We start from the raw sequence: 24,771 nt of genomic DNA, 5'->3' as shown, positions 1-24,771 counted from the left end.
ACCGATTACAATACTTCAGCCTTTAGAATGTAGACATTTTGCCATGGCCAATCGCCATCCCCAACGGGAACATTGTTGATGGCATCCACAACATCCATTCCTTCCACCACACGTCCAAATGGCGTGTAGGAACCATCAAGGTGATAGGAGCCAGGGTCGGTTACCACAATGAAAAATTCATAGGGAGAGGCCAGTTTGTGCGGGTTGTCCCTTTCGCTACTGGGCATGGAAATGGTACCGCGGTGGTGTCTGTGGCCCTTATTGGCATCAGGCGGAAGTAGATACCGCCCTATGTCTCCACGTTTGCTCGCTGTTTTTCGGTCATCCGAATTGCCACCTTGGATGATGAAATCCTTGACCACCCTATGGAATTGGGTGCTGTCAAAATATTTTTGCCTTGCCAAATAGATGAAATTGGCTTTGTGGTAGGGTACATCATCATACAGCTGCACGGTAAAACTGCCCATGGTAGTGGTAATCTTGACCTTATCCTTTTTTAGTTTTTTGGAATAGTCAAAAAAGAAGTCAATAGCATTTTCCTCTGTAAGCTTGAAGGGTTCTTCCTCTTCTTCCTGGATTTCCGTGGAATCTACCGCTACTTTTGGGACGGTATCGGTATTTGCAATATTTTCCTGAACTTTGTCCTTATCCTTTTTAGGGGATTCTCCGCAGGAAACGAATAATAGAAATAGTATAGTTGTAGTTATAGCCGATTGTCTCAACAGCATGAATTTTAATGAATTTTGTGAACTAGCTTTAAAATTAAAAAATCTCCCACTTCCTGGGGAAGATTCCCATAATAAAATGTCTCCTCAATTACGTATCCAATGGTTGAAAGACAATCGAGTACAGGATGCCAACCCTAGAAGGGCAGGGGTAATGGCACTGTTTTACCCTGATGTGGAGCAGGAAACCCGATTGCTTTTGATCCTTAGAAAGGTATATCAGGGCGTTCACTCCAACCAAATCGGATTTCCTGGGGGGAAGGTGGAACGCATCGATAGAGATTTGATGGATACCGCTTTGCGGGAAACGCATGAGGAAGTGGGGGTGCCGCCCAGCGCAGTGGAAGTGATCAAGGAACTCAGCGAAGTGTATATTCCCCCGAGTAACTTTTTGGTAAGGCCGTTCATTGGGATTTATCCAAATCCGCAACCATTTATCAAGGAAGAAAGTGAGGTGGAAAGCTTGGTAGAGGTATATCTGAGGGATTTTTTGGACGATTCCAACCATATTCAAGAAAATTTGAGCACCTCCTACGCAAAAAATATAGATGTACCTGCCTTTAAATTAAATGGTTACACGGTTTGGGGCGCCACGGCCATGATGTTGAGTGAGATCAAGGAGCTTTTGCGCCAAGTGCTTTAACCGCTATTTTGTAAATTTGCCGTCAACAATCAACACTTTACATGGGTCTGTTTAAGAAAAATCCTTTTGGTCATATTTTATTTTTAAAGCGATGGCTGATTCGTATTGCAGGCATGATGACACATCAGCGCTATAAGGGTTTTAATACTTTGGAAATCGAAGGGTCGCAGATTATCCGTGAGCTTCCGGAGAACAATGTGCTCTTCGTGAGCAACCACCAAACCTATTTTGCTGATGTGGTGGCTATGTTCCATGTGTTCAATGCCAGTTTAAAAGGCAGAGACGATAATATCAAGAATTTAGGATATCTCTGGAATCCCAAACTGAACATTTACTATGTGGCGGCCAAGGAGACCATGGGAAAGAGTCTATTGACCAAAATTCTGGCCTACGCGGGTTCCATCAGTATAGAAAGAACATGGAGAGCGGATGGCAAGAATGTGAACCGCCAAGTGAAATTCAGTGATATCTCCAATATTGGTAAAGCACTTGATGATGGTTGGGTAATCACTTTTCCGCAAGGTACGACCACTCCTTGGAAACCATTGCGAAAGGGCACGGCGCACATCATAAAAAAATACAAGCCTGTTGTGGTGCCCGTAGTGATTGATGGGTTCCGTCGTTCTTTTGATAAAAAGGGACTAAGGGTAAAAAAGAAAGGGATTCTTCAATCCATGCAAATCAAGGAGCCATTGGATATTGATTACGACAACGAATCCATTGATGCGATTTTGGAGAAATTGGAGTATGCCATTGAGCAGCATCCATCATTCCTTAAAGTAATTTCGGAGAAGGAGCTACTTGCCTACGAAGAGGAAAACCAAAAAAGACGATATAGCTACAAGGGCAAGTTGGATGGTTAAACCTCCAACCGTTTAAGATCGTTGTAATTCTTTCTTAGTTTTTTTAACAGGATGCCATATAGAAGTCTATAAAACAGCCATATTATGAATAGTATTGCTGTTGTGATAGCTATTGAAGTCACAATGATTAATGCCCAAAATTCAGTACTATCCCCATCTTGTGCAGCAGCCTGAACTAATTCTTGCCCTTCTGATGTGTATAGTAAAACTCCATAGGCATAAATAATTGCACTTATTGTAAAGATGATAAGGTTGAACCACACGTATTGGGTAACCGTTCGTTTAACCTTCAAAATGGTCCGCATCAAATTTTTGGAGGAATCCGTGAAAGAGATTTTCCTGTAATTGGTATAAAATTTATAGATAAAGTAAAGGATAATGGCATAGTTGATGACATTCAGGGCCATGACTACTTTATAGATATGCATGTCCTTGAGCTCCTGCATGGTCTCTGGTCCACTGAAAATAACATTGATGGCTGCCCAGAAAACAAATTCCAAAATGCTGATATAAAAAATCCATTTTACTATGGACGACGACTTTTTCTTGGTCATCGGATAGATTTGCTCATAGGACAGTTTGGGAAGGTTCGCTTCCCGCTTCTGCCAATCTTTTTTCAAGAGCTCCAGTTCATCCAACATAATCACGGATTTAATACGGTTCTTAATTTAGTTTTTACCCTGCTCATCTTCACTCGTGCATTTACTTCTGTAATACCCAAGGTTTCGGCTATTTCTGAATAATCCTTGTCCTCCAGATAAAGAAAGACCAAGGCTTTATCAATATCGCCAAGTTGCTTAATGGCATCGTACATCAGTTTCAATTGCCGTTCCTCGGTATCATCATAATCTGTGGCCTTGATTTTATAAAGGACCGAATCAAAATCCTGGGTCTTGACCCTTTTCTTTGATTTTCTGTACAGGGTTATGGCCGTGTTCAAAGCAACGCGGTACATCCATGTACTGAACTTGGCATCTCCCCGAAACTTGGGATAAGCTTTCCACAACTGTATAGTGATTTCTTGGAACAGGTCGTTGTGGGAATCCTTGTCGTTGGTATACAGACTGCACACCTTGTGGACAATATTCTGATTGTCCTCAAGTTCCGTCACAAAACGATGTTCCAGTTCTTTGTTCACTAAGCGGTTGGTAAGTTTGCTTTATTCATTGGTATACGTAACATGACATTTGTTACAATTCCAGTGGAAATTCTGTGAAATAAAGTTTGAAAGATACAAAAAACAAGCACTGGGATGATTCGCTCAAGCGGGGAATACTTAAATTTGTTGGCATGTCGAGCATGAACATTCCTCAATCCAGTTATCCAAGGGTCGTAATCATAGGCGGCGGTTTTGGAGGCATTGCATTAGCAAAGAAATTAAGCAAAAAAGAAGCCCAAGTGGTTTTGGTGGACAAGCACAACTACCACAATTTTCAACCCTTGCTTTATCAAGTATCCACAGGAGGGTTGGAACCTGATTCCATCGCTTACCCCATTCGAAAAGTATTACAGGGATATCCCAATTTCTTCTTCAGGTTGGCACAGGTTGAGGAGGTAAAAACCGATGATAAAAGGATCAAGACCAATATTGGGGAAATCTTTTATGATTATCTGGTGGTGGCAACGGGTTCGGAGACCAACTTTTTTGGCAATAAAAATATTGAAACCAAGGGTATGGCCATGAAAACCATTCCCCAATCCTTGAACTTACGTAGTTTGATTCTCGAGAATTTTGAACAGGCACTATTGACCGATGACCTCCACCATAGGGATGCCTTGATGAACTTTGTCATTGTCGGTGGCGGACCTACTGGGGTTGAACTTGCAGGAGCTCTGGCCGAAATCAAAAAAGGAATACTGCCCAAGGACTATCCCGATTTGGATACCCGTAGGGCGCAGATAAACCTAGTGCAAAGTGGTGATAGACTTTTACCGGCCATGAGCGAGAAGGCTTCGGAAAAGGCGGAAAAATTTTTGGAAGAGCTTGGTGTGCATGTATGGAAGAACATACGTGTAACCGATTATGATGGAAAACGTGTGTCCACGAACACCAAAACCATTTTTGATGCTGAAACCTTGGTTTGGGCAGCAGGGGTAAAGGCAGTAGGATTGAAAGGATTGGATAGCGAGGAACTCTTGAGCAGTGGCAATCGTTTAAAAGTGGACGAGTGCCATCAAGTTATCGGTGTGGAAAATGTTTTTGCCATTGGCGATGTGGCGCAAATGGAAACCGAGCGTTTTCCTCATGGATTGCCCATGATGGCGCAACCTGCCATTCAACAAGGGAGAAGTCTTGGGGATAATTTGGTTCGATTGATAGAGGGGACACCCATGAAGCCATTTGTGTATAAGGACAAAGGCAGCATGGCCACCGTAGGAAGGAATAAAGCGGTAGTGGATATGCCAAAGTTCAGGTTTCAAGGAGTATTTGCCTGGTTTGTATGGATGTTCGTGCACTTGTATTTCCTTATTGGTTTTAGGAACAGGGTGGTGGTTTTCATCAATTGGGTGTACAATTATATTCGATTCGATCGTGAAGCCCGTTTGATCATTCGACCGTTCAAAAAGCAGAATAAGGTAGAACGGGATACTTTGACACAGGATTAATCCTCCTGCCTTCGTGGATGAAAATCCATGAGCACTTTGTTCAAGTGTGAACGGTTTACGTGCATATACACCTCGGTCGTGGTAATGCTCTCGTGCCCCAACATTTGTTGAATGGCCCTAAGGTCGGCACCATTTTCCAAAAGATGCGTGGCAAAGGAATGCCGAAAGGTGTGCGGACTTATGCTTTTTTCCAGTCCAATGGTTTCAGCCAATCGTTTTACAATGGTGAAGATCATGGCACGGGTCAGTTGTTTGCCCCTACGGTTTAAAAAAACAAAATCCTCATGTTCTTTTTTGATGGGCAAATGCAACCGAACCTCTTTCCGATAGATGTTGATGTACTTCTGGTTCACATTACTGATAGGGACAAAACGTTGCTTGTTGCCTTTCCCCGTTACTTTTATGAAATCCTCATCAAAGTAAAGATCGGATAGTTTTAGATTGATGAGTTCAGATACCCGAAGCCCACAACCATACAAGGTTTCCAGAATGGCCCTGTTGCGTTCACCTTCTGCTTTGGACAGGTCAATGGCGGCAATCAAGCTGTTTATCTCTTCTTCAGAAAGGGTGTCGGGCAATTTTCTACCGATTTTAGGGGTTTCAATCAAATCCATGGGGTTGTCCTCCCTATAATCTTCAAACACCAAATAATTGAAGAAGCCTTTCAAACCTGAAATGATGCGTGCCTGTGTTCTGGGATTCACTATTTTGGCGATATCATAAATAAACCGCTGTACCGTTTCCTTGCTGATTCCTATCGGTTTTTCATCTAGGGATTGCTCATCCAGATAGCTGACAAGCTTTTGTAGATCCATGGTATAATTTGAAATGGAATTTTGGGAGAGACCACGTTCTATCTTTAAATAATTTTGATAATCTTTTATTGCTTGTTGCCAGTTCATGTGTCCAAATATAGTGACATTACCGTATCAAGATTGATTAAAACCACCCATCGGTCAACTCAAAATACCCTTTGGTCAAATGGCAGGGTGCAAAGACCCTATATTTCCATATTTTCCCCAATGAATACGGAAAGATAAAAATCAGTAAAATGATTTTTGTAGGAAAATCGAGTCAAGTTGTACTATTTTTAATATGATCACGTTTTCTTCTTAGTAAAATTTTAACAATGAAGAAAAAGACATTTGTATTGGTGGTAATCGCTTTGGTCAGTGTTGGTTTTTCCGCTATGGGGCAAAGGGTGGACAGAACAAATTTTAAAGCTGGAATCCATGGAGGAGTGCCGTTTGGTGATATTTCCGATCATTCAAATTTTGAATTGGGTCTGGATGTGGGATACCATATAGCACTTTCGGAATTGATTGATACAGGATTGACCACTGGATTTATGAATGCTTTCATCAATAATGATAGCGTGGATGCTGGTCCAGTGACGGTGGAAGGAGATTTTCCCAACATCCAATATGTTCCAGTAGCTGCCGTATTCCGACTTTACCCTACGTACGATTTTAAATTGGGGGCCGATGTAGGCTATGCTGTAGGTATAAATGATGGGAATACGGGGGGGGGTTATCTACGGCCCATTATTGGGGTAAATGTAAGTGGAAACACAGAACTCAATATATCTTATGTCAAAGTAAGTGATGATTATGATTTCTCGATGGCGGCATTGGGAATTCTGTTTTTGTTTTAGAAAAAAAAGTAACTATAGTAACCTCAAATCTTGCAGTTTAAACCATGAATATTAACCACTAATTACACTTAAAAATGAAAAAATCACTTTTAGTTTTTGCACTTGTTATGCTAGGCAATTTGGCTGTAAAGGCCCAGACCAATTATAGAGCGGCCTTGGGGTTGGGTATTGACCTTTATGACGAAGCCACTTTTTTTGGAGCTTCAGGCAAATACTTTTTCTCGGATAACCATGTAGGTCAGGCCGACTTGGGTTTTGAGGATAATGCAACCATTGCCACATTCTTGTATTCCTTCCACAAAGGATTTTTTAGGGCACCTGGTTTGCGCTGGTATGCAGGCGTTGGACCAAGTGTCATTTTTATTAAAAATTCGGATAATATTTTTGCGCTACGTCCACATTTGGGACTTGACTTTAAGATTGACGGGGTTCCCGTTGTGCTCAACTTTGATTGGCGACCTTCCGTGGTGCTGAGCGATGTAGGGGAAAATGAAGTCGCGGCCTTTGGCTTTGGGCTCCAGTTTGCCATCAACAATTGATGTATAAAACATGATGAATTAAGGGTGGGTTTTCCCGCCCTTTTCTTTTTGTTGTATTTTTGATTGCATGAAACTAATGATCATCAACGGACCCAACCTGAACCTTTTGGGAAAACGAGAACCCGAGGTCTACGGGAGTACCACTTTTGAAGACTATTTTAATCAACTTCGGGAAAAGTTTCCCCAAGTGGAACTGGAATACTATCAATCCAATATAGAAGGGGAATTGATCGGTAAAATACAAGAGGTGGGTTTTGATTACGATGGCATTATTCTAAATGCCGCTGCTTATACCCACACATCTGTTGGTATTGGGGATGCGGTCAAAGCTGTGGAGACCCCAGTGATCGAAGTGCATATTTCCAATACGCACCAGCGTGAGGAGTATCGCCACGTGTCCTACATATCGCCAGGGGCCAAAGGTGTCATCCTTGGATTTGGACTCCAAAGCTATGATTTGGCCATCCAGAGTTTTTTAAGCTAAATTCTTCAAATATTTCTTATCAGCGTAGAAGGTGCCAAAGGGCAGGAGGGATGCTACAAAAAGAATAAGGAACCTTTTGAGCTTCCATTTTCTTTCCCAGCAAAAAACTGTGGCCACTACTACATAAAGAATAAACAATATTCCATGTGCCATCCCAACAACTTGGTTCGGTTCAGGAATATCTGCCCAATGCTTTAACGGCATGGTCATTCCGAAAAGGAGTAGATAGGAAATACCTTCTAAAATAGCAGTGGCCCTAAAAATTTTTAGCATATTTTATAGATGGATTACTTCATCATAAGCATCGGCAACAGCTTCCATTACCGCTTCACTCATCGTTGGGTGTGGATGAACCGCTTTCAACACTTCGTGACCTGTGGTTTCCAATTTTCTGGCAACCACGGCTTCAGCGATCATGTCGGTAACACCAACACCGATCATGTGACAACCCAACCATTCACCATATTTGGCATCAAAAATCACTTTCACAAAACCATCAGGGGTTCCAGCAGCTTTTGCTTTACCACTTGCAGAGAACGGGAATTTACCGATTTTAAGGTCGTATCCTTGTTCTTTGGCCTGTTTTTCCGTCAAACCAACTGAAGCTACTTCGGGGATACAATAGGTGCATCCTGGAATGTTGCCGTAATCCAGTGCTTCCACGTGCATTCCTGCCAATTTCTCCACACAGATGATTCCCTCGGCAGAGGCAACGTGTGCCAAGGCCTGCCCTGGGGTTATATCGCCAATGGCGTAGTAGCCGGGAATGTTGGTCTGGTAGTAATCGTTTACCAATACTTTGTCTCTGTCCGTAGCGATTCCAACGTCTTCCAACCCGATGTTTTCGATGTTTGTTTTGATTCCCACTGCGGATAGGACAATGTCAGCTTCGAGTACCTCTTCGCCTTTTTTGGTTTTCACGGTAGCTTTTACGCCATCGCCAGAAGTATCGACTTTGGTGACTTCGGCAGAGGTTTTGATTTTTACGCCTGATTTTTTGAAGCTACGCTCCAATTGTTTGGAGATGTCCTCGTCCTCAACAGGTACAATGTTCGGCATATATTCCACCACGGTGACCTCGGTACCCATGGAGTGGTAGAAGTAAGCGAATTCCATTCCAATGGCTCCACTACCTACCACGATCATTTTCTTGGGCTGTTTTTTCAATGACATGGCCTCGCGGTAACCGATGACCTTTTTTCCATCCTGAGGAAGACTTGGCAGTTCACGGCTGCGAGCACCAGTGGCGATAATGATATGGTCCGCTGTGTATTCTGCGGTATCTCCATGTGTGCCTTTGACCAATACTTTTTTTCCTGGTTGAATTTTTCCAAACCCATTGATGACCTCGATTTTGTTCTTCTTCATCAAGAACTGGACTCCTTTGCTCATTCCCTCGGCAACACCACGGCTTCTTTTAACAACGGCTTCAAAATCATGGTCCACATCCTTGGCGCTCAAACCATAATCTTCGGCGTGCTTCAAATATTCGAAAACCTGAGCAGATTTAAGAAGGGCCTTGGTTGGGATACAACCCCAATTAAGACATATACCTCCCAAACTTTCTTTTTCTATAATGGCTGTTTTGAAACCTAATTGTGACGCCCTGATCGCCGTAACGTATCCACCTGGACCACTTCCCAAAACAATTATATCGAACTTGCTCATTAGATTTTGATTTTAGTTGTTAGATTAGAAAAAGCCGTTATTCGGCAGGTGCAAAAGTACGCAAATCAATCTCCATTTCCCAAGTTGAAAAAACTCAAATGTGGATTAGTTTGTGAAATCAGGGTTTATCTGTGCCGAACATCTTTTTATTGAAGGTTTTGGATTCGCCTTTGGGTATGGAAAGGGATTTCCAGTTGTTGCCTTTAATCAGTTTTGCCACAAATACAATTTGACCAACATGACTGGCATAGTGTGCCAATTGACGGTTAATGGCCTCTATGATGGAGTGTTCTTCCCCACGGATAAAAACTTTGCTGTCAAAATTGGTTGAATTAATACTTTCCAGAGCTTCAAAAAGACATTTCCAACCTTTTTCCCATGCTGAAATCATTTCTGCTTTTGTGATATATGGTTTTTCAAATTCCAAATCGCGTTCTCTCCAAGACTTCTCACCATCTTCTGTTAAAAAATTGGTCCAACGGCTCAGCATATTGCCAATCATGTGTTTTACAATAATGGCGATGGAATTGTCGGTTTCTGCGTATTTCCAATGTATGTCGTCATCTGAAATTTGGGCAAAAGTTTTGTTGCCCATCGTTTTGTAGCGCTGAAACTCAAACTTTACATTGGACAGATAATTCTCTTGGAAATTCATTTACTGGTCTGAATCAAAATCTATACTCACAGAATTGATGCAATACCGTTGGCCTGTAGTTTCCTTGGGGCCATCATTAAAGACATGACCTAAATGACTGCCGCAATTGGCACATACGGTCTCGGTACGGATCATGCCGTGTGAAGTGTCCCTAATATATTCAATGGTACCTTCAACGGCTTGGTCAAAGGAGGGCCATCCGCAACCACTTTCAAATTTGTGGTCGCTCTCGAACAATTTCGCATTGCAGGCTTTACAGCGGTAGTTGCCATTTTCAAAGTGGAGGTCGAACTTGCCCGAATAGGGGCGTTCAGTCCCTTTTTGCCGTAAAACATAATATTCCTCTGCGGAAAGCTGTTTTTTCCACTCTTCTTCGGTTTTGTTTACGCCATATTTTTTGTCCATAGGGTATTGGGAATGTCTAGTTGCCGTCGGGGATAAAATCCAGTGCAACCCCATTGATACAATGTCTTTTTCCTGTCGTATTGCTCGGGCCATCATTGAAGACATGTCCCAGATGTCCACCGCAAACAGCGCAATGTTCCTCGGTACGGGCCACACCGATCTTATAATCAGTGTCAAAAGCTACGTTTCCTTTGATTTCCCTATCAAAACTGGGCCATCCCGTTCCCGACTTAAACTTATGCTCACTTTTGAACAAAGGTGTGCCGCAGCCAGCACAAACATAAGTCCCCTTTTGCTTATTATCCAATAAATCGCTGGAAAAAGCATTTTCCGTAGCGGCTTTTCGGAGCACATAATATTCCATATCGGTAAGTTCTGCCCGCCATTCCGCATCGGTTTTGTCGACTTTGAAAGCCGTTTCCTTGACCGTTTCCTTTTTCTCTTCCTGGGATGTTCCCTTGCATCCAGCGAATACGATAAGAAGAAGTAATAGCAATCTTTTTCCCATTGTTCGTTTTTTATGTGTTTGGACGTAATTGGATTGGAATCCTTTCAAAAAATCCAATAAAAAAGTCCCATTGATTATCAATGAGACTTAAGATACCATTTTTTGTGGGATTTAGTTGATGTCCAATTTCATGATTTCACCTTCATTGATATTGAGTTTGGACATTACATTGTCAATATTTGAAGCATCAAAGTCAGCTGATTGAGCAAACTCGCTGGGTACAAATACAATCCTGAACAATTGATTGTCCGTAAAATCGGTGCTCAATCCCGATAGGTCAAAATTGCCATCGATGAACAATTCCAAGTCCACAAAAGTGTGGGCAAAGACATATTGAATGGTGCCTTCGTTCAAAAAGTAATTCTGTGGTATTTGAGTCCAGGCATCAGCAGTGGAACCATCATTTAGGTCGATCAAACCATCGTGTCTGTACACCAAGACAGCGTCCGATTCAAATACTTCAAAGTCGGTCACATCGGAAAAAGTAATCAAGGTATTGAAGACATTGTCTTCGGGGATATAGTCAAAGTAGACTCCTTCAACCTCCACGACTTGTCCTTGGATACCGTCAAGCCCATCTTGACCGTCGAATCCGTCCAAGCCGTCATAACCGGGAGGGCCTTGTGGACCTTCACATGCCGCGAAGACAAAAACGATAACTGCACCTAAAATTGTACTAAATTTATTCATGATTTTGGATTTTGGATTTGTGTTCATTTTTAACTGTTGTTGCAATAAAATCAAAAAGTGTTCCATTTTTAAAAAAATGTTGTTTCCCTTACCAAATATGTTGGGATAATCGTATTCTTGCTCAAAGATGCTTATTATTGTATAGTACTAAACCAGCTCATATGTCCAAGGTAGTTCCTCATAGTTTTTTTACGGATTTTGATATTGACCTTTTTAAAGGAGGAAAGCATTTTCGGCTTTACAATAAACTGGGTTCCCACCTTACCGAAGTCGATGGGGTCAAGGGAACGTATTTTGCCGTCTGGGCACCTTCAGCCAAATCGGTGAGCGTTGTTGGCGATTTTAATTATTGGAACGCTGACGAACATAAATTGAATGTACGCTGGGACAGTAGTGGTATCTGGGAAGGGTTTATTCCCGGTGTGGACAAGGGCACTAAGTACAAGTATAAGATACACTCCAATAATAATGATATCTGGACCGAGAAGGCCGACCCATTCGCACGTTTTTGCGAGCAGCCGCCACATACGGCATCGGTGGTTTGGGAGGATAACCATAAATGGCAGGACGATGACTGGATGGGCTCCAGAGAGGAGAAAAACGGACTGGACAAGCCGTATTCGGTCTACGAAGTGCATTTGGCCTCATGGAAGAAAAAGAACGGATGGGAATCACTCAGCTATCTGGAGATGGCGGAACAATTGGCCGATTACGTGGAGGAGATGGGCTTTACACACGTTGAGTTTATGCCTGTCATGGAATATCCCTACGATCCTTCTTGGGGCTATCAGATAACAGGATATTTTGCGCCGACTTCGCGTTTTGGAAAACCATCGGATTTTAAAGTTTTGGTTGATGCCTTGCACCAGCGTGGTATCGGGGTAATTTTGGATTGGGTACCTTCACACTTTCCTGAAGATGCCCATGGGCTTGGCTTTTTTGATGGATCCCATCTGTATGAGCACCCAGACAGACGAAGAGGGTACCATCCAGACTGGAAAAGTCTAATATTCAATTATGGAAGAAATGAAGTACGGGCGTTTTTGATCAGTAATGCCATTTTTTGGCTCGATCAATACCATGTGGATGGATTGCGGGTCGATGCCGTGGCTTCCATGCTCTACTTGGATTATTCGCGGGAAGATGGCGAATGGGAGCCCAATATGTATGGGAACAACGAAAACCTGGAAGCCTTGTCTTTTTTGCGGGAGATGAACCAAGAGGTGTATGCCAGTTTTCAAGGAGTGCAAACCATCGCTGAGGAATCCACTGCATTTACCGGAGTAACGAAACCAGTGCATTTTGGCGGATTGGGTTTTGGGATGAAGTGGATGATGGGATGGATGCACGATACCTTGGAATTCTTCAAAAAAGACCCCATACACCGTTCGTATGACCTGAACATGATCAGTTTTAGCCTTACCTATGCCTTTACCGAGAATTTTATGCTTCCTTTTTCGCATGATGAGGTAGTGTATGGTAAACAATCCCTACTGTACCGAATGCCAGGGGATGAATGGCAGCGCTTTGCCAACCTGAGATTGCTCTACGGCTATATGTTTACCCACCCCGGAGGGAACTTGTTGTTCATGGGAGGGGAGTTTGGCCAATCATCGGAATGGAACTATCAGGAAAGCTTGCAATGGCACCTAACACAATACGATTTTCATTCCGGTATACAGGAAGTGGTCAAGGACTTGAATACGATGTACAAGACCCATCCAGCATTGTATCAAAGACAATTCAGTCCTGATGGTTTCCAATGGATTGAGTACAATGATCAGGAAAACACGGTCATTTCCTACATCAGAAAAGGAGAAGATCCTAAAGATGATTTGATCGTTGTGTGCAACTTTACCCCGGTTCCGCGAGAAAAATATAGGTTGGGGATTCCAAAGACATCCACCTTGAAATTGATTTTTAACAGTGACGATAAAAAATATTCGGGAAGCGGTATGGGCAAAAAAACCGTGAAGCCTTCCAAGACCGAGTGGAACGGGTATGGACAGTCTGTTGTATTGAACCTTCCACCATTGAGTGTGGTCGTGTATAAATAAAATACAACTAAAACGTTATAGTTGATTGCTTTTCACAACATATTTTTAATTATTCAGGCTTTTGTATTTCTTTTGTGAGCCTCAACTGATTACAGATGATAACCAATACGGAAATTGCAAAGAGAGGGAATCAGTTCCCCAATCACATAGTCGATTTTAAACATGAAAACGACAAAATATATTTTACCACTCAAAATGGAGTAATTCTACAGGTGACCATTCTCAGGGATAGTGTGCTGCGCTTCAGGTATGCTACGGAATATGTGTTCGAGCCCGATTTTTCCTACGCCATTAGCGAAGATGTAAACCTTGGGTACAATGAACTTACCGTGGAAGATGAGATACCGGAATATGTGATCACTACCTCCAAAATAAAAGTGTACATCAACAAGACCGACCTTAAGGTACAGATTGTTGATTTGAATGGAGTGGTTCTTATGGAAGATGAACTTGGGTTCCATTGGGACGAGAACTTCGATTATGGGGGGAATGTAGTGAAGATGAGCAAGGTGTGCCATTCCGGGGAAAGCTATTACGGAATGGGGGATAAAGCTTCACATACCAACCTCAAGGGCAAGAGGGTCAACAATTGGGTAACGGATTCCTATGCCTATGGCAAAGACCAAGAGCCCTTGTATAAATCCATTCCCTTTTACATCGGGTTGAAGGATAGCATTGCGTACGGAATATTCTTCGATAACTCTTTCAGCACCTATTTTGATTTTGCAGGTGAAAAGCGAAACGTCACCAGTTTTTGGGCCGACGGAGGAGAAATGAACTATTATTTTTTCTATGGTCCCCAAATGCAGGAAGTTGTGGAGTCTTATACGGATTTGACAGGGGTTCCCGAGCTCCCACCACTTTGGGCACTTGGTTTCCATCAATCCAAATGGAGTTATTTTCCTGAACAAAAGGTAAGGGACATTGCCTCAAATTTTAGGAAGTTGAACATACCCTGCGATGCCATTTATCTGGATATCGATTATATGGAAGGCTTCCGATGCTTCACTTGGAACAACCAATACTTTCCCAATCCCAAAAAAATGATCGAGGAATTGGAGGAAGATGGTTTTAAGACCATTACCATGATCGACCCGGGGATTAAGGTGGATCGCGACTATTGGGTGTATCAACAGGCCATGGACAATGGGTTCTTCTGCAGAAGGGCGGACGGTCCCCATTTTAAAGGAAAAGTATGGCCCGGCGAATGTAAATTCCCCGATTTTACCAATCCCGAAGTCCGTGAGTGGTGGGCAGACCTCTATAAGGAAATGATTGCCGATATGGGGGTAAGTGGGGTTTGGAACGATATGAACGAACCCGCCATCATGGAAGTTCCCACAAAGACCGCCAATTTGGATGTACGCCACGATTACGACGGACATCCCTGCAGTCACAGGAAAGCACACAATATATATGGGATGCAAATGGTTCGTGCCACCTACGAGGGGGTTAAAAAGTTTATGTTCCCTCGCAGGCCTTTTGTACTTACCAGGGCCGCGTATTCCGGAACACAGCGTTATTGTGCCACTTGGACCGGCGATAACGTAGCGACTTGGGAGCATTTATGGATTGCCAATGTGCAGATGCAACGCATGTGCTTGAGCGGCTACTCCTTTGTAGGGTCCGATATCGGTGGATTTGCAGAGCAACCCAATGGGGAACTATTTGCCCGTTGGATGCAATTGGCTGTTTTCCACCCCTTTTGCAGAGTACATTCCAGTGGGGACCATGGCGATCAGGAACCTTGGTCGTTCGGGGATGAGATCACGGATATAGTTCGGGAGTTCATCGAGTTGAGGTACCAATTGCTGCCTTATCTCTATACCATGTTCTACAACTACATCAAAGAAGGGTTTCCCATGCTTCAATCCTTGGTGTTTTACGATCAAAAAGACCATCAGACCCATTTTCGCACAGATGAATTTATTTTCGGAAAACAAATGTTGGTCTGTCCCGTTCAAGAACCCAATGCACAAGGAAGAAGGATGTATTTCCCCAAAGGGAACTGGTACAATTACTGGACGGACGAATTGAATTCAGGAGGTGTAGAGCGTTGGGTGTCGGCAGAAATCCATCGTGTTCCGCTCTTTGTGAAGGAAGGAGCCATGATACCCAAGTATCCCGTACAGCAGTATGTGGGTGAAAAGGAAATCGACAAGCTCCTGATAGATGTCTATTTTAAAGAGGGGACTGAGAATTCCGAAGTGTATGAAGATCAGCAAGAAGGGTACGATTATAAAAAGGGCAGATACAGTTTGAGACGCTTTAAATTGACGGGCAAGGAAAATGAATTGATCATACAACAGTTCAAGGATGGAAATTTCATCACGCCGTATGATAGTTTTAAATTGACATTCCATGGCCTTCCATTTAAGATTGAAGCCGTGGAGTTGGACAATGAGGAAGTCAATCTGAATGAGATAAAACTCAATGGCGGCAATACTATCGAAGTCCCTAAGGATTTCACGGAACTTCACATTTTCGGAAAATAAAATTTTGTAATTTACAGGAAGAAAAACACTGTTTACGATATGAAAAAGCTCATTCTTACCGTGCTGGTACTTGTAATGGCCGCTGCGTGCAAGACCAATCCATTTACAGGGAAAAGCACATTAAATTTTTACCCTAATAGCCAAGTGTTTCCCATGGCCTTTGCTGAATACGATCAGTTTTTGGAATCCAATAATGTGGTTACCGGTTCATCGGATGCGCAGATGATCACTAGGGTAGGTCAGCGCATCGCTTCTGCTGCCGAACGTTGGTTGGATGCCAACGGACACCCAGGATATTTAAAGGATTACAAATGGGAATACAATTTGGTAAAGGATGAAACTGTGAATGCTTGGTGTATGCCCGGTGGAAAAATTGTTTTCTATACAGGGATTTTGCCAATTACCCAAGACGAAACTGGCGTAGCAGTGGTCATGGGGCATGAAGTGGCCCATGCCTTGGCCGATCATGGAGCCCAGCGTATGAGTGCCAGCACTTTACAACAGATTGGTGCGGTGGCCGGTAATGTGGCTATAAAAGATGATCAGACCAGAGGGCTGTTTAACCAAGCTTATGGAATAGGTTCGCAGATAGGCGTAATGCTACCGTTTAGCCGAAGCCACGAAACCGAAGCGGATAGGATAGGGCTGCAGATCATGGCAATAGCAGGATATGACCCAAGCGAGGCTGCCGAACTTTGGAAGCGTATGAAGGCAAACTCGGGAGGACAGGCCCCACCAGAGTTTTTAAGCACCCATCCATCCAACGATACAAGAATCAACAATTTGACGGCATGGGCCCCTGCTGCAAAGCAAGAGGCACGTAAATTTGGGGTAACATCATTCAAATAGATTGAAAAATAATCAGTGAATGTCACTTCGAACCAAAAGAAAAATCCACAGATGCCAAAAGGGTTTTTTGAAAAAAGGTTCGAAGTGACATTTTTTTGTAAACAAAGATAATGGCGCAGACACTGGCACTGAAAGGAAGCAAAAAATTATTGAATGCATGGGCATTTTACGATTGGGCCAATTCGGTGTATAGCTTGGTCATATCCTCCGCAATTTTCCCCCTTTTCTATGGATTGTTGTTCAGGACGGCTGGCATTGAACAGGTCACGATCTTTGGTGGGGAAATAGCACGGGCACCTTTGATCAGTTATGTGACTTCCTTGGCCTTTGTTTTTATAGCCATTGTAACACCACTTATCTCGGGGGTGGCTGATTATTTAGGGAACAAAAAAGTGTTCCTGAAGTTTTTCTGTTATTTGGGCGCAGCATCTTGCATTGGCCTATATTGGTTTTCTTTGGAGCATATTTATTTTGGCCTTGTCTGCTATTTCTTTGGCCTTGTCGGGTTTTGGGTAAGTTTTGCCATCAACAATTCTTACCTGCCGGATATTGCCTATCCAGAGCAGCAAGACGGTATCAGTGCCAAGGGTTTTTCCCTTGGCTATATTGGTAGTGTTATTTTATTGGTTTTCAATCTTTTTATGGTCATGGAGCCCGATTTCTTCGGAATTACCGATAGTGGTGACGAGGTTGCGGAGATCAAGGCCATGAAGTACTCTTTTATTTCGGTGGGGATTTGGTGGATTCTATTTAGTCAGTACACATTTAAACATTTGCCCAAAGGGTATAAGCGGCAAGGAGAGCGTCATCATATCATTTTAAATGGTTTTAAGGAATTAAAGTTGGTCTGGCACCAGCTAGGGCAGAATAGAAAATTAAAACGGTACTTGGGGGCATTTTTCACTTATAGCATGGCTGTACAGACCATTATGTTGATCGCGACATATTTTGGCGAGGAGGAAATTGTCTGGGGCTCCGATGATGAACGTACTATGGGGTTGATCGTAAGTATTCTACTGATTCAGATTGTGGCCATTTTAGGGGCAACGGTCACGGCCTGGGCATCCAAGTCCTTTGGAAATATAAGAACATTGGTCGTGATCAATGTCATTTGGGGGGTATTGTGCGTTTATGCCTACTTTCTCCAAACCCCTATGGACTTTTATATCGCTGCGGGATTCGTGGGGATTGTCATGGGAGGTATTCAGGCGTTATCACGTTCCACCTATTCCAAATTTTTGCCCGAGACCACCGATACCACATCCTTTTTCAGTTTTTACGATGTTGCCGAAAAGATAGGCATCATCATAGGGACTTTTATGTACGGAATCATCTCCCAACTTACGGGAAGCATGCGCAACAGTACCATCTTTTTAGGGCTGTTTTTTTTGATAGGCATTTGCTTGCTGCTTCGCGTGAACAAAGTGAAAACATCCAGTTAATACATAAAAAAAGCCCTGAGAATATCAGGGCTTTTTCAGTCTTTGATTGATGATAAACTCGGTGTTATCCTTTAGTGATATCTCCCGATCCTGAAGATTTGGAATTGATTTTTTTAGGGTTGCCACGATAATGGATATCGCCGGAACCTGATACTCTCGCCTCTATGGACTGATTTGCGGTAACCTTGATATCCGCAGAACCGGAAACCGTTGCCTTTACAAAATCAGCTTCAAGGTCATAGGCTTTAACATCGCCAGAGCCGGAAACCGAAACCGTAAAGTCGGTAGCCCTACCAGATAGGTTGATGTCGCCCGAACCGGATAAAGAAGCATCCAATTCATCGGCCTCGACCGTTAGCGTTACATCTCCCGAACCTGACATGGCAGTACTGAAATGATCAGCTCTTATCGTGGTTTTCCCTACAAGGTCGCCAGAACCTGAAAGGCTTACCGAATGAACTGACTCCACAGGTACAGTGATATAAATGCCATTTTTCCAGTTGGAAGGTCTTAGGTTCATGCCTTTCTCCACTTTGATGGTCAGTTTACCGTTTTTCACTTCTGTTTTGATGTGCTCCAGCAAATTGGACTCTCCTTTTAGGGTGATTTCTCCCTCGCTGCCGGATACCAGTTCCACATCGAACCAGCCGGCCATGGCAACTTCGTCGTAGTTGCCTACGGAACGTTCAATGGTGACTACATCCCCGTTGCCCTTGACTCTTTTGCCCCACTGGGCATTGGTACAGGCTAACATTCCCAATGCTAGCGTAAGCGTAATGAATTTTTTCATGATCTTGTGTTTAAAATAGTTTTTGATTTGATGTTAATTCTGATAAAATGATATGCCTCCGTAGTCACTGGTAATGCTTACCCTGTTTCCAGAATTTGCTTGTCCGTAGTAACCACTATAATATTTTTCAGTGGATTTTTCCTTGCTGATGCTGATTTCAAAATCGTCCTTGCCACTTACCCCGGCGTATTCGGTGGAAATCTCAAAATTAAAATGATAATCGGGATCATAGCCTATTTTGATGCCTGTGTAGTCCGACCTGATTTCCAGGTTACCTGCATCCGGTGCCATGCGGTCTATTTTAATGGATCCATAGTCGCTGGTAATGGCCACATTGCCATGTACATTGCCCAGTTTTACACCGATATAGTCCCCATTGCCATCTACATTCTTTACGTTTTTCACATCAATGGAGCCATAATCGCTGGAATATTCAAGGTTTTCCATTTCTTCGATCGTGGCATTGGTATAATCTGCCCTAACGTTCAAGTTACCTGCTTTTTCAATGTTAAAGCCGGAATAATCCGCAACGATCTCCGCACTGTTAATGTAGTCAAAAGTGGACCTTGAGGTATAGTCAAACCGAAGCTCATTGTTACGTCCTCGTAGCTCGCCGATTTCCAACTTACCGTAATCACAGCTTATTTTGGCATGGCCATCGACACGATCCAGGATAATGCTTCCGTAGTCGTTGCTCAGATTAACACTGTTCTTTACGGGCAATTTAATCGTGTAATTCACTTGCACACTGACTTTTTTGCGTTTTCCCCAGCTCCATCCCCAGTTGTTGTTACGGTTTCCAAAATCTGTTCGTGCGGATACCATGCTGGAACTGTTCTCAAAATCCACGTCAATTTCATCCAATCGTTCCTTTACACGGTCTTCATCGTTGCCATTGGTTTTTACGTGCACCTCGATTACAATACGGTTTTCGTTCCAAGAAGTAATGTTAAGGTTCCCGTAGCTGTTGTCAACCTTCAATAGTGCATCAGCATTTACGCTGAACTCTTTTTTTATGGTTTTTTCCTTGGTATACCTGCCGTTCAACTTGTCGTTGTCCATGTGGGCGCTCGCAACAAGGGGAATCAAAGCCAAGGCGAAAAAGATGTATTTAAATGGTAAAGCTTTCATCATTCTGTGATTTTAAATTCTTAATGTTTTCTATTTGGCTCAAAACTTCTTTCAAAAGGTCGATTCGTGTCTGGAAATTCGTGATCATCGCGCTCAAGATGATCTTGCTGTCACCACCATTTACCAAATCTTGCTCAAGGGTTTGGTAATCTTTGTCCAACCGTTGTAGTTGTGCCAAGGTGTCATCCACCAATTGAGCGGTCTCGGGTGTTTTCTCATCTTTGAGCACCTCTACCTGTTCCTCGATAAGATTGGCGAAATAGAACTCCGTCTGGGATACTTCAGGGGCGATTTTTACCACTTGTTGCTTTATGCTCTGCTGTGGTCCAAAGGCCTGGTAGCCTAAAATCGTCACTAAAGCTATGGATGCGGCAATGGACAAAGGTCTCCACCAAGATGTCTTCTTTTTGTTCAGGGTGATCGTGCCCTGGTTTTGGTTCAATTTTTCCAAAAACCGTTCTTGGTGTCCGCTTTGCGGCTCGGCTACATCGAACTCCCCATGGAGTCTCTCAAACAAACTATCTAAACTATCCTTGTTCATAACTAAACATTTACGGTCAACTTTTTTCTCAGGCTTTGTTTGGCCCTCGAAATCATGGTTCTACAATTAGCATAGCTAATGTTCATTATTTCACTTATTTCTTCGTAATCGTACCCTTCAATTAAATGTAAGGTCAAAGAAACTCTGTAATTGTCTTTCAAACTTTTCATGGTTTCCATCACTTTTTGAGCCTTCAGTTCTGTGTAACCATTTTGATCTGAAGCAACTCCATCATTATCTTCGACCTTGTACATTACATCATCCAAATCAGTAGCATGTTTTTTCTGCTGCTTTTTGTAATGATAGATACTGTTATTGATCACGATCCGCTTCAACCATGCCCCAAAGGCGACGTCTCCTTTAAAGGTGTGCAGTTTGGTAAATGCGCTCAGGAACGATTCCTGCATCACATCCTCGGCCTCGGCAGTGTGTTTTACAATCCTAAAAGCAGTGTTGTACATCGCTTTGTAATAGCGGTTGTAAATCTCTAGTTGCGCACTTTGTTTGCCCTGCATGCACGATTTGAGCAGTGTGTCAATATGTTCATTTTGTTGGCTCAAAAAATGAATGGTTTGTCTTATAGATTACCCAATTTACCATTTGTTACACTTTTTTCTTAAAATTTGATTTTTAATGGCACAGGAATTGCCAATTAATGGGTGATACTAAGTCTTCGAGTTACTGTAAACATTGATTTTAAAGGATTTGCGAAGACTTGAATGTTGAATAAAAATGTTGGTTCTTTGTCGATTCTGACAAAATGACCGAAAAGATGATATGGGAGAGATGAAAATTACCAAATTTGACAATATAGATTTACAAGGGCTTGATGAGGATGCGGAATTGATTCCGTTGTTGACCCCGGAGGACGAAGAACAGATGAACAGGGAGAGCTTACCGGAAACATTGCCGGTATTGCCGCTCAGAAACACCGTTTTGTTTCCTGGTGTGGTCATTCCGATTACTGCCGGGAGGGATAAATCCATCAACCTGATCAAGGATGCCAATAATGGTTCCAAAACCATTGGTGTAGTTTCCCAAAAAGACGAGAGTGTAGAAAACCCGGGTCCAGAAGACATCAATACCATGGGGACCGTTGCACGTATTTTAAGGGTGCTCCAAATGCCCGATGGGAACACTACGGTGATCATTCAAGGAAAGAAACGGTTTAAAATAGATGCCGTTCTTACCGAGAAGCCATACATGACTGCCAAGGTCAGTGAGGCCAAGGAAGAGCGCCCCGATGAAAAAGGAAGTGAATTCGAGGCCATCATTGATTCCATCAAGGAACTAGCCTTCAAGATCATCAAGGACAACCCGAATATTCCGAGTGAGGCCACTTTTGCCATCAAGAACATCCAGAGCAATTCGTTCTTGATCAATTTTGTGTCATCCAACTTAAATCTTGCCGTAAAGGAAAAACAACAACTTTTGGAAATACCCAATCTTCAGGAAAGGGCTTTGGCCACCTTGAAGTACATGAACATGGAGCTTCAGAAGTTGGAATTGCGCAACGATATACAAAGCAAGGTCCGTAGTGATATGGACCAACAGCAACGTGAATATTTCCTTCATCAACAAATGAAGACCATCCAAGAGGAACTTGGTGGGCTGTCGTATGAGGAAGAGGTGGACGAAATGGCCGAAAAGGCCAAAAAGAAAAAATGGAGCAAAAAAGTACAGGAGCATTTTGAGAAGGAACTCTCCAAAATGCAACGTATGAATCCACAAGTGGCCGAGTACTCCATTCAAAGGAATTATTTGGACCTCTTATTGGATTTGCCGTGGAACGAGTATTCCAAGGACAAGTTCGACCTGAAACGGGCCCAAAAGATTTTGGACCGTGACCACTATGGTCTGGAGGATGTAAAGCGTCGAATCATCGAATATTTAGCAGTTTTAAAGCTGCGAAACGATATGAAATCGCCAATCCTATGTTTGTACGGACCTCCCGGTGTGGGTAAAACCTCCTTAGGAAAATCCGTGGCAGAGGCTTTGGGCAGGGAATATGTGCGCATGTCCTTGGGTGGTCTACGTGATGAAGCTGAGATACGCGGACACCGAAAAACATATATAGGTGCCATGCCGGGTAGGATCATCCAGAGCTTGAAAAAGGCGGGAACTTCCAACCCTGTATTTATTTTAGACGAGATCGATAAACTGGCCAGTAGTCATCAGGGAGATCCATCTTCAGCTATGTTGGAGGTGTTGGATCCAGAGCAGAACAGTGAGTTCCATGATAATTTCTTGGAAATGGGCTACGATTTGTCCAAAGTGATGTTCATTGCTACAGCGAACAACCTGTCCACCATACAACCTGCTTTGCGTGATCGTATGGAGATCATCAATGTGACTGGTTACACCATCGAGGAAAAGGTGGAGATTGCCAAGCGTCACTTATTGCCCAAACAGTTGGAGGAGCACGGATTGGCCAAAAAGGATTTGAAAATAGGCAAACGCCAATTGGAAAAAATCGTTGAGGGCTACACTCGCGAATCCGGGGTGCGAAGCTTGGAAAAACAAATAGCCAAGGTGGTACGCTACGCAGCAAAATCCATTGCCATGGAAGAGGAGTACAACGTTACCTTGACGAACGAAAATGTCGAAGAAATTTTAGGCCCAGCCCGATTGGAGCGTGACAAGTACGAAAACAATGATGTGGCAGGTGTGGTCACAGGATTGGCATGGACCAGCGTTGGGGGCGATATTTTGTTCATCGAGTCCATTCTTTCCAAAGGAAAGGGGACCATGAACATTACGGGTAACCTCGGTAAAGTAATGAAGGAATCAGCCACTATCGCCATGGAGTACATCAAATCCCATGCGGATGAATACGGTATCGATTCCAGCGTATTTGATAAGTACAATGTCCACATTCACGTGCCCGAAGGAGCCACACCAAAAGATGGTCCAAGTGCAGGTATCACTATGTTGACCTCGTTGATATCCCTCTTTACACAGCGTAAAGTGAAAAAGAGCTTGGCCATGACCGGCGAGATTACCCTTCGGGGCAAGGTGTTGCCCGTAGGTGGAATCAAGGAAAAGATCTTGGCGGCCAAAAGAGCTAGAATCAAGGAAATCATTCTCTGTATGGACAACAAAAAGGATATTGAGGAAATCAAGGAAGAGTACCTCAAAGGGCTTACCTTCCATTATGTGACGGATATGAGTGAGGTAATCGATATCGCCATTACCAAGCAGAAGGTAAAGAATGCAAAGACACTATAAATGATGTAAGTCATAAGCGCGTAATACCTTTTCTGTCTATTTTTGGCCTATGGGAAAAATAACGATTGCAATTGATGGATATTCCTCTACGGGAAAGAGTACCATCGCCAAAAGGTTGGCTTCAACCTTGAATTATATTTATGTGGATACAGGAGCGATGTATCGTGCCGTGACCTTTTTTGCCTTGCAAGAAGGTATCATCAATGATAGAGGGGAGGTGGATGAAGCCACTTTGATCGATAAGTTATCCGAAGTACACCTCAAATTTGTCTCCAACAAGGAAACTGGACGTTCCGATATGTTCTTGAACGATGAAAACGTGGAAAAAGAGATTAGAACCATGCAAGTTTCTGGGTTTGTGAGCAAGGTGGCAGCCATTAAGGAAGTCCGAGAAAAGCTCGTCAAGATTCAGCAAGAAATGGGCAAGGACAAGGGCATTGTGATGGACGGTCGTGATATTGGAACCGTTGTTTTCCCTGATGCAGAGCTAAAACTCTTTATGACGGCCTCTCCTGAGACCAGGGCAGCTCGTAGATACAAAGAGCTGTTGGAAAAAGGGGAGGAGGTCACCTATGCCGAAGTACTTAAAAATGTAGAGGAGCGCGACCGTATTGATTCTACCCGAACCATATCTCCCTTGACCAAGGCCAAAGACGCTATTGAGTTTGATAACAGTGATATGGGATTGGAGGAGCAGTTCGAGCGTATCCACGATTTCTCGCAACGGGTAATTGAACGAGTAAATTGATAATAGAAAATTTTCTCGAATTAACCGACAGCACTTAGGTTATGATACC

General features: G+C 43.1%; 26 protein-coding genes. 12 read left to right on the top strand and 14 right to left on the bottom strand.

Annotated elements, in window-relative coordinates; genetic code table 11:
- Positions 1-5: 5 nt before the first annotated feature.
- The gene (locus PY092_RS15420) at positions 6-722 is read right to left on the bottom strand and encodes a peptidylprolyl isomerase (protein ID WP_417958240.1); all 717 of its coding nucleotides are present in this window, start codon (positions 720-722) and stop codon (positions 6-8) included.
- Positions 723-726: 4 nt separating this feature from the next.
- On the opposite strand from PY092_RS15420, the gene PY092_RS15415 reads away from it, so the two are divergent.
- Positions 727-1,368 carry an NUDIX hydrolase gene (locus PY092_RS15415; protein WP_275616700.1) on the top strand — a complete coding sequence of 214 codons (642 nt, stop codon included), beginning with the start codon at positions 727-729 and terminating at the stop codon, positions 1,366-1,368.
- Positions 1,369-1,409: 41 nt separating this feature from the next.
- Entirely contained in the window at positions 1,410-2,231 is an 822-nt protein-coding gene (locus PY092_RS15410; protein WP_275616699.1) for a lysophospholipid acyltransferase family protein, read from the top strand.
- On the opposite strand, the gene PY092_RS15405 is transcribed toward PY092_RS15410, so the two are convergent.
- Both PY092_RS15405 and PY092_RS15400 read right to left on the bottom strand, forming a co-directional pair.
- Positions 2,228-2,872 carry a hypothetical protein gene (locus PY092_RS15405; protein ID WP_275616698.1) on the bottom strand — a complete coding sequence of 215 codons (645 nt, stop codon included), beginning with the start codon at positions 2,870-2,872 and terminating at the stop codon, positions 2,228-2,230. The genes PY092_RS15410 and PY092_RS15405 overlap by 4 nt on opposite strands.
- A 2-nt stretch (positions 2,873-2,874) precedes the next feature.
- Positions 2,875-3,369, bottom strand: a complete 495-nt coding sequence (locus PY092_RS15400) for an RNA polymerase sigma factor (RefSeq protein WP_275616697.1) — start codon at positions 3,367-3,369, stop codon at positions 2,875-2,877.
- 161 nt (positions 3,370-3,530) lie between these two features.
- Here PY092_RS15400 and PY092_RS15395 point away from each other — a divergent pair, with 161 nt between their 5' ends.
- Entirely contained in the window at positions 3,531-4,838 is a 1,308-nt protein-coding gene (locus PY092_RS15395) for an NAD(P)/FAD-dependent oxidoreductase (RefSeq protein ID WP_275616741.1), read from the top strand.
- Here the strand turns inward: PY092_RS15395 and xerD are convergent.
- A complete protein-coding gene (xerD, locus tag PY092_RS15390; RefSeq protein ID WP_275616696.1) occupies positions 4,835-5,740 on the bottom strand; it encodes a site-specific tyrosine recombinase XerD in 906 nt (301 codons plus the stop codon). The two genes, PY092_RS15395 and xerD, sit on opposite strands and share 4 nt — an antisense overlap.
- A 227-nt stretch (positions 5,741-5,967) precedes the next feature.
- Between xerD and PY092_RS15385 the strand changes: the two genes are divergently transcribed.
- The 3 genes from PY092_RS15385 to aroQ all read left to right on the top strand — a co-directional run bounded on the left by PY092_RS15385 (position 5,968) and on the right by aroQ (position 7,515).
- Complete coding sequence (locus PY092_RS15385; RefSeq protein WP_275616695.1) at positions 5,968-6,492, top strand: hypothetical protein; 525 nt, start codon at positions 5,968-5,970, stop codon at positions 6,490-6,492.
- A 74-nt stretch (positions 6,493-6,566) separates the two neighbouring features.
- Positions 6,567-7,031 (top strand): hypothetical protein, encoded by a 465-nt coding sequence (locus PY092_RS15380; RefSeq protein ID WP_275616694.1) that lies wholly within the window; start codon positions 6,567-6,569, stop codon positions 7,029-7,031.
- Positions 7,032-7,098: 67 nt separating this feature from the next.
- On the top strand, positions 7,099-7,515 hold the full coding sequence (gene aroQ, locus PY092_RS15375) for a type II 3-dehydroquinate dehydratase (protein ID WP_275616693.1): 417 nt from the start codon (positions 7,099-7,101) through the stop codon (positions 7,513-7,515).
- Here the strand turns inward: aroQ and PY092_RS15370 are convergent.
- The 6 genes from PY092_RS15370 to PY092_RS15345 form a co-directional block, all read right to left on the bottom strand.
- On the bottom strand, positions 7,507-7,788 hold the full coding sequence (locus PY092_RS15370) for a DUF3817 domain-containing protein (RefSeq protein ID WP_275616692.1): 282 nt from the start codon (positions 7,786-7,788) through the stop codon (positions 7,507-7,509). The genes aroQ and PY092_RS15370 overlap by 9 nt on opposite strands.
- 3 nt (positions 7,789-7,791) lie before the next feature.
- Positions 7,792-9,183, bottom strand: coding sequence for a dihydrolipoyl dehydrogenase (gene lpdA / locus PY092_RS15365; RefSeq protein WP_275616691.1), 1,392 nt, complete (start codon positions 9,181-9,183; stop codon positions 7,792-7,794).
- Between the two features lie 118 nt (positions 9,184-9,301).
- Positions 9,302-9,838, bottom strand: a complete 537-nt coding sequence (locus PY092_RS15360; protein ID WP_275616690.1) for a DUF1572 domain-containing protein — start codon at positions 9,836-9,838, stop codon at positions 9,302-9,304.
- A complete protein-coding gene (msrB, locus tag PY092_RS15355; protein WP_275616689.1) occupies positions 9,839-10,243 on the bottom strand; it encodes a peptide-methionine (R)-S-oxide reductase MsrB in 405 nt (134 codons plus the stop codon).
- 16 nt (positions 10,244-10,259) lie between these two features.
- On the bottom strand, positions 10,260-10,751 hold the full coding sequence (msrB, locus tag PY092_RS15350) for a peptide-methionine (R)-S-oxide reductase MsrB (protein ID WP_275616688.1): 492 nt from the start codon (positions 10,749-10,751) through the stop codon (positions 10,260-10,262).
- Positions 10,752-10,862: 111 nt separating this feature from the next.
- Positions 10,863-11,441 carry a collagen-like protein gene (locus tag PY092_RS15345; protein WP_275616687.1) on the bottom strand — a complete coding sequence of 193 codons (579 nt, stop codon included), beginning with the start codon at positions 11,439-11,441 and terminating at the stop codon, positions 10,863-10,865.
- Positions 11,442-11,602: 161 nt separating this feature from the next.
- Here PY092_RS15345 and glgB point away from each other — a divergent pair, with 161 nt between their 5' ends.
- The 4 genes from glgB (at position 11,603) to PY092_RS15325 (ending at position 18,284) form a co-directional block, all read left to right on the top strand.
- Entirely contained in the window at positions 11,603-13,498 is a 1,896-nt protein-coding gene (gene glgB / locus PY092_RS15340) for a 1,4-alpha-glucan branching protein GlgB (protein ID WP_275616686.1), read from the top strand.
- 95 nt (positions 13,499-13,593) lie between these two features.
- Complete coding sequence (locus tag PY092_RS15335; RefSeq protein ID WP_275616685.1) at positions 13,594-15,993, top strand: glycoside hydrolase family 31 protein; 2,400 nt, start codon at positions 13,594-13,596, stop codon at positions 15,991-15,993.
- Between the two features lie 39 nt (positions 15,994-16,032).
- Positions 16,033-16,842: a M48 family metallopeptidase gene (locus PY092_RS15330; RefSeq protein ID WP_275616684.1), complete on the top strand. Its 810-nt coding sequence runs from the start codon at positions 16,033-16,035 to the stop codon at positions 16,840-16,842.
- A 110-nt stretch (positions 16,843-16,952) separates the two neighbouring features.
- Positions 16,953-18,284: an MFS transporter gene (locus PY092_RS15325; RefSeq protein WP_275616683.1), complete on the top strand. Its 1,332-nt coding sequence runs from the start codon at positions 16,953-16,955 to the stop codon at positions 18,282-18,284.
- Positions 18,285-18,348: 64 nt separating this feature from the next.
- Here the strand turns inward: PY092_RS15325 and PY092_RS15320 are convergent, their stop codons facing one another.
- From PY092_RS15320 to PY092_RS15305, 4 genes are read right to left on the bottom strand one after another with little or no spacing between them, the layout of a single operon-like run.
- Positions 18,349-19,074, bottom strand: coding sequence for a head GIN domain-containing protein (locus PY092_RS15320; protein WP_275616682.1), 726 nt, complete (start codon positions 19,072-19,074; stop codon positions 18,349-18,351).
- 33 nt (positions 19,075-19,107) lie between these two features.
- A complete protein-coding gene (locus PY092_RS15315) occupies positions 19,108-20,205 on the bottom strand; it encodes a DUF4097 family beta strand repeat-containing protein (RefSeq protein ID WP_275616740.1) in 1,098 nt (365 codons plus the stop codon).
- On the bottom strand, positions 20,186-20,746 hold the full coding sequence (locus PY092_RS15310; RefSeq protein WP_275616681.1) for a hypothetical protein: 561 nt from the start codon (positions 20,744-20,746) through the stop codon (positions 20,186-20,188). The genes PY092_RS15315 and PY092_RS15310 overlap by 20 nt, the downstream gene beginning before the upstream one ends.
- Before the next feature lie 2 nt (positions 20,747-20,748).
- Entirely contained in the window at positions 20,749-21,306 is a 558-nt protein-coding gene (locus PY092_RS15305; RefSeq protein WP_275616680.1) for an RNA polymerase sigma factor, read from the bottom strand.
- 217 nt (positions 21,307-21,523) lie between these two features.
- Between PY092_RS15305 and lon the strand changes: the two genes are divergently transcribed.
- Both lon and cmk read left to right on the top strand, forming a co-directional pair.
- Complete coding sequence (lon, locus tag PY092_RS15300) at positions 21,524-23,974, top strand: endopeptidase La (protein ID WP_275616679.1); 2,451 nt, start codon at positions 21,524-21,526, stop codon at positions 23,972-23,974.
- Positions 23,975-24,023: 49 nt separating this feature from the next.
- Positions 24,024-24,722, top strand: a complete 699-nt coding sequence (cmk, locus tag PY092_RS15295) for a (d)CMP kinase (RefSeq protein WP_275616678.1) — start codon at positions 24,024-24,026, stop codon at positions 24,720-24,722.
- Positions 24,723-24,771 lie beyond the last annotated feature (49 nt).

It is taken from the genome of Flagellimonas yonaguniensis, assembly GCF_029193885.1.
In the GTDB taxonomy this organism is placed as follows: Bacteria; Bacteroidota; Bacteroidia; order Flavobacteriales; family Flavobacteriaceae; genus Flagellimonas; species Flagellimonas yonaguniensis.
This window is presented reverse-complemented; position numbering and strand designations above follow the sequence as displayed.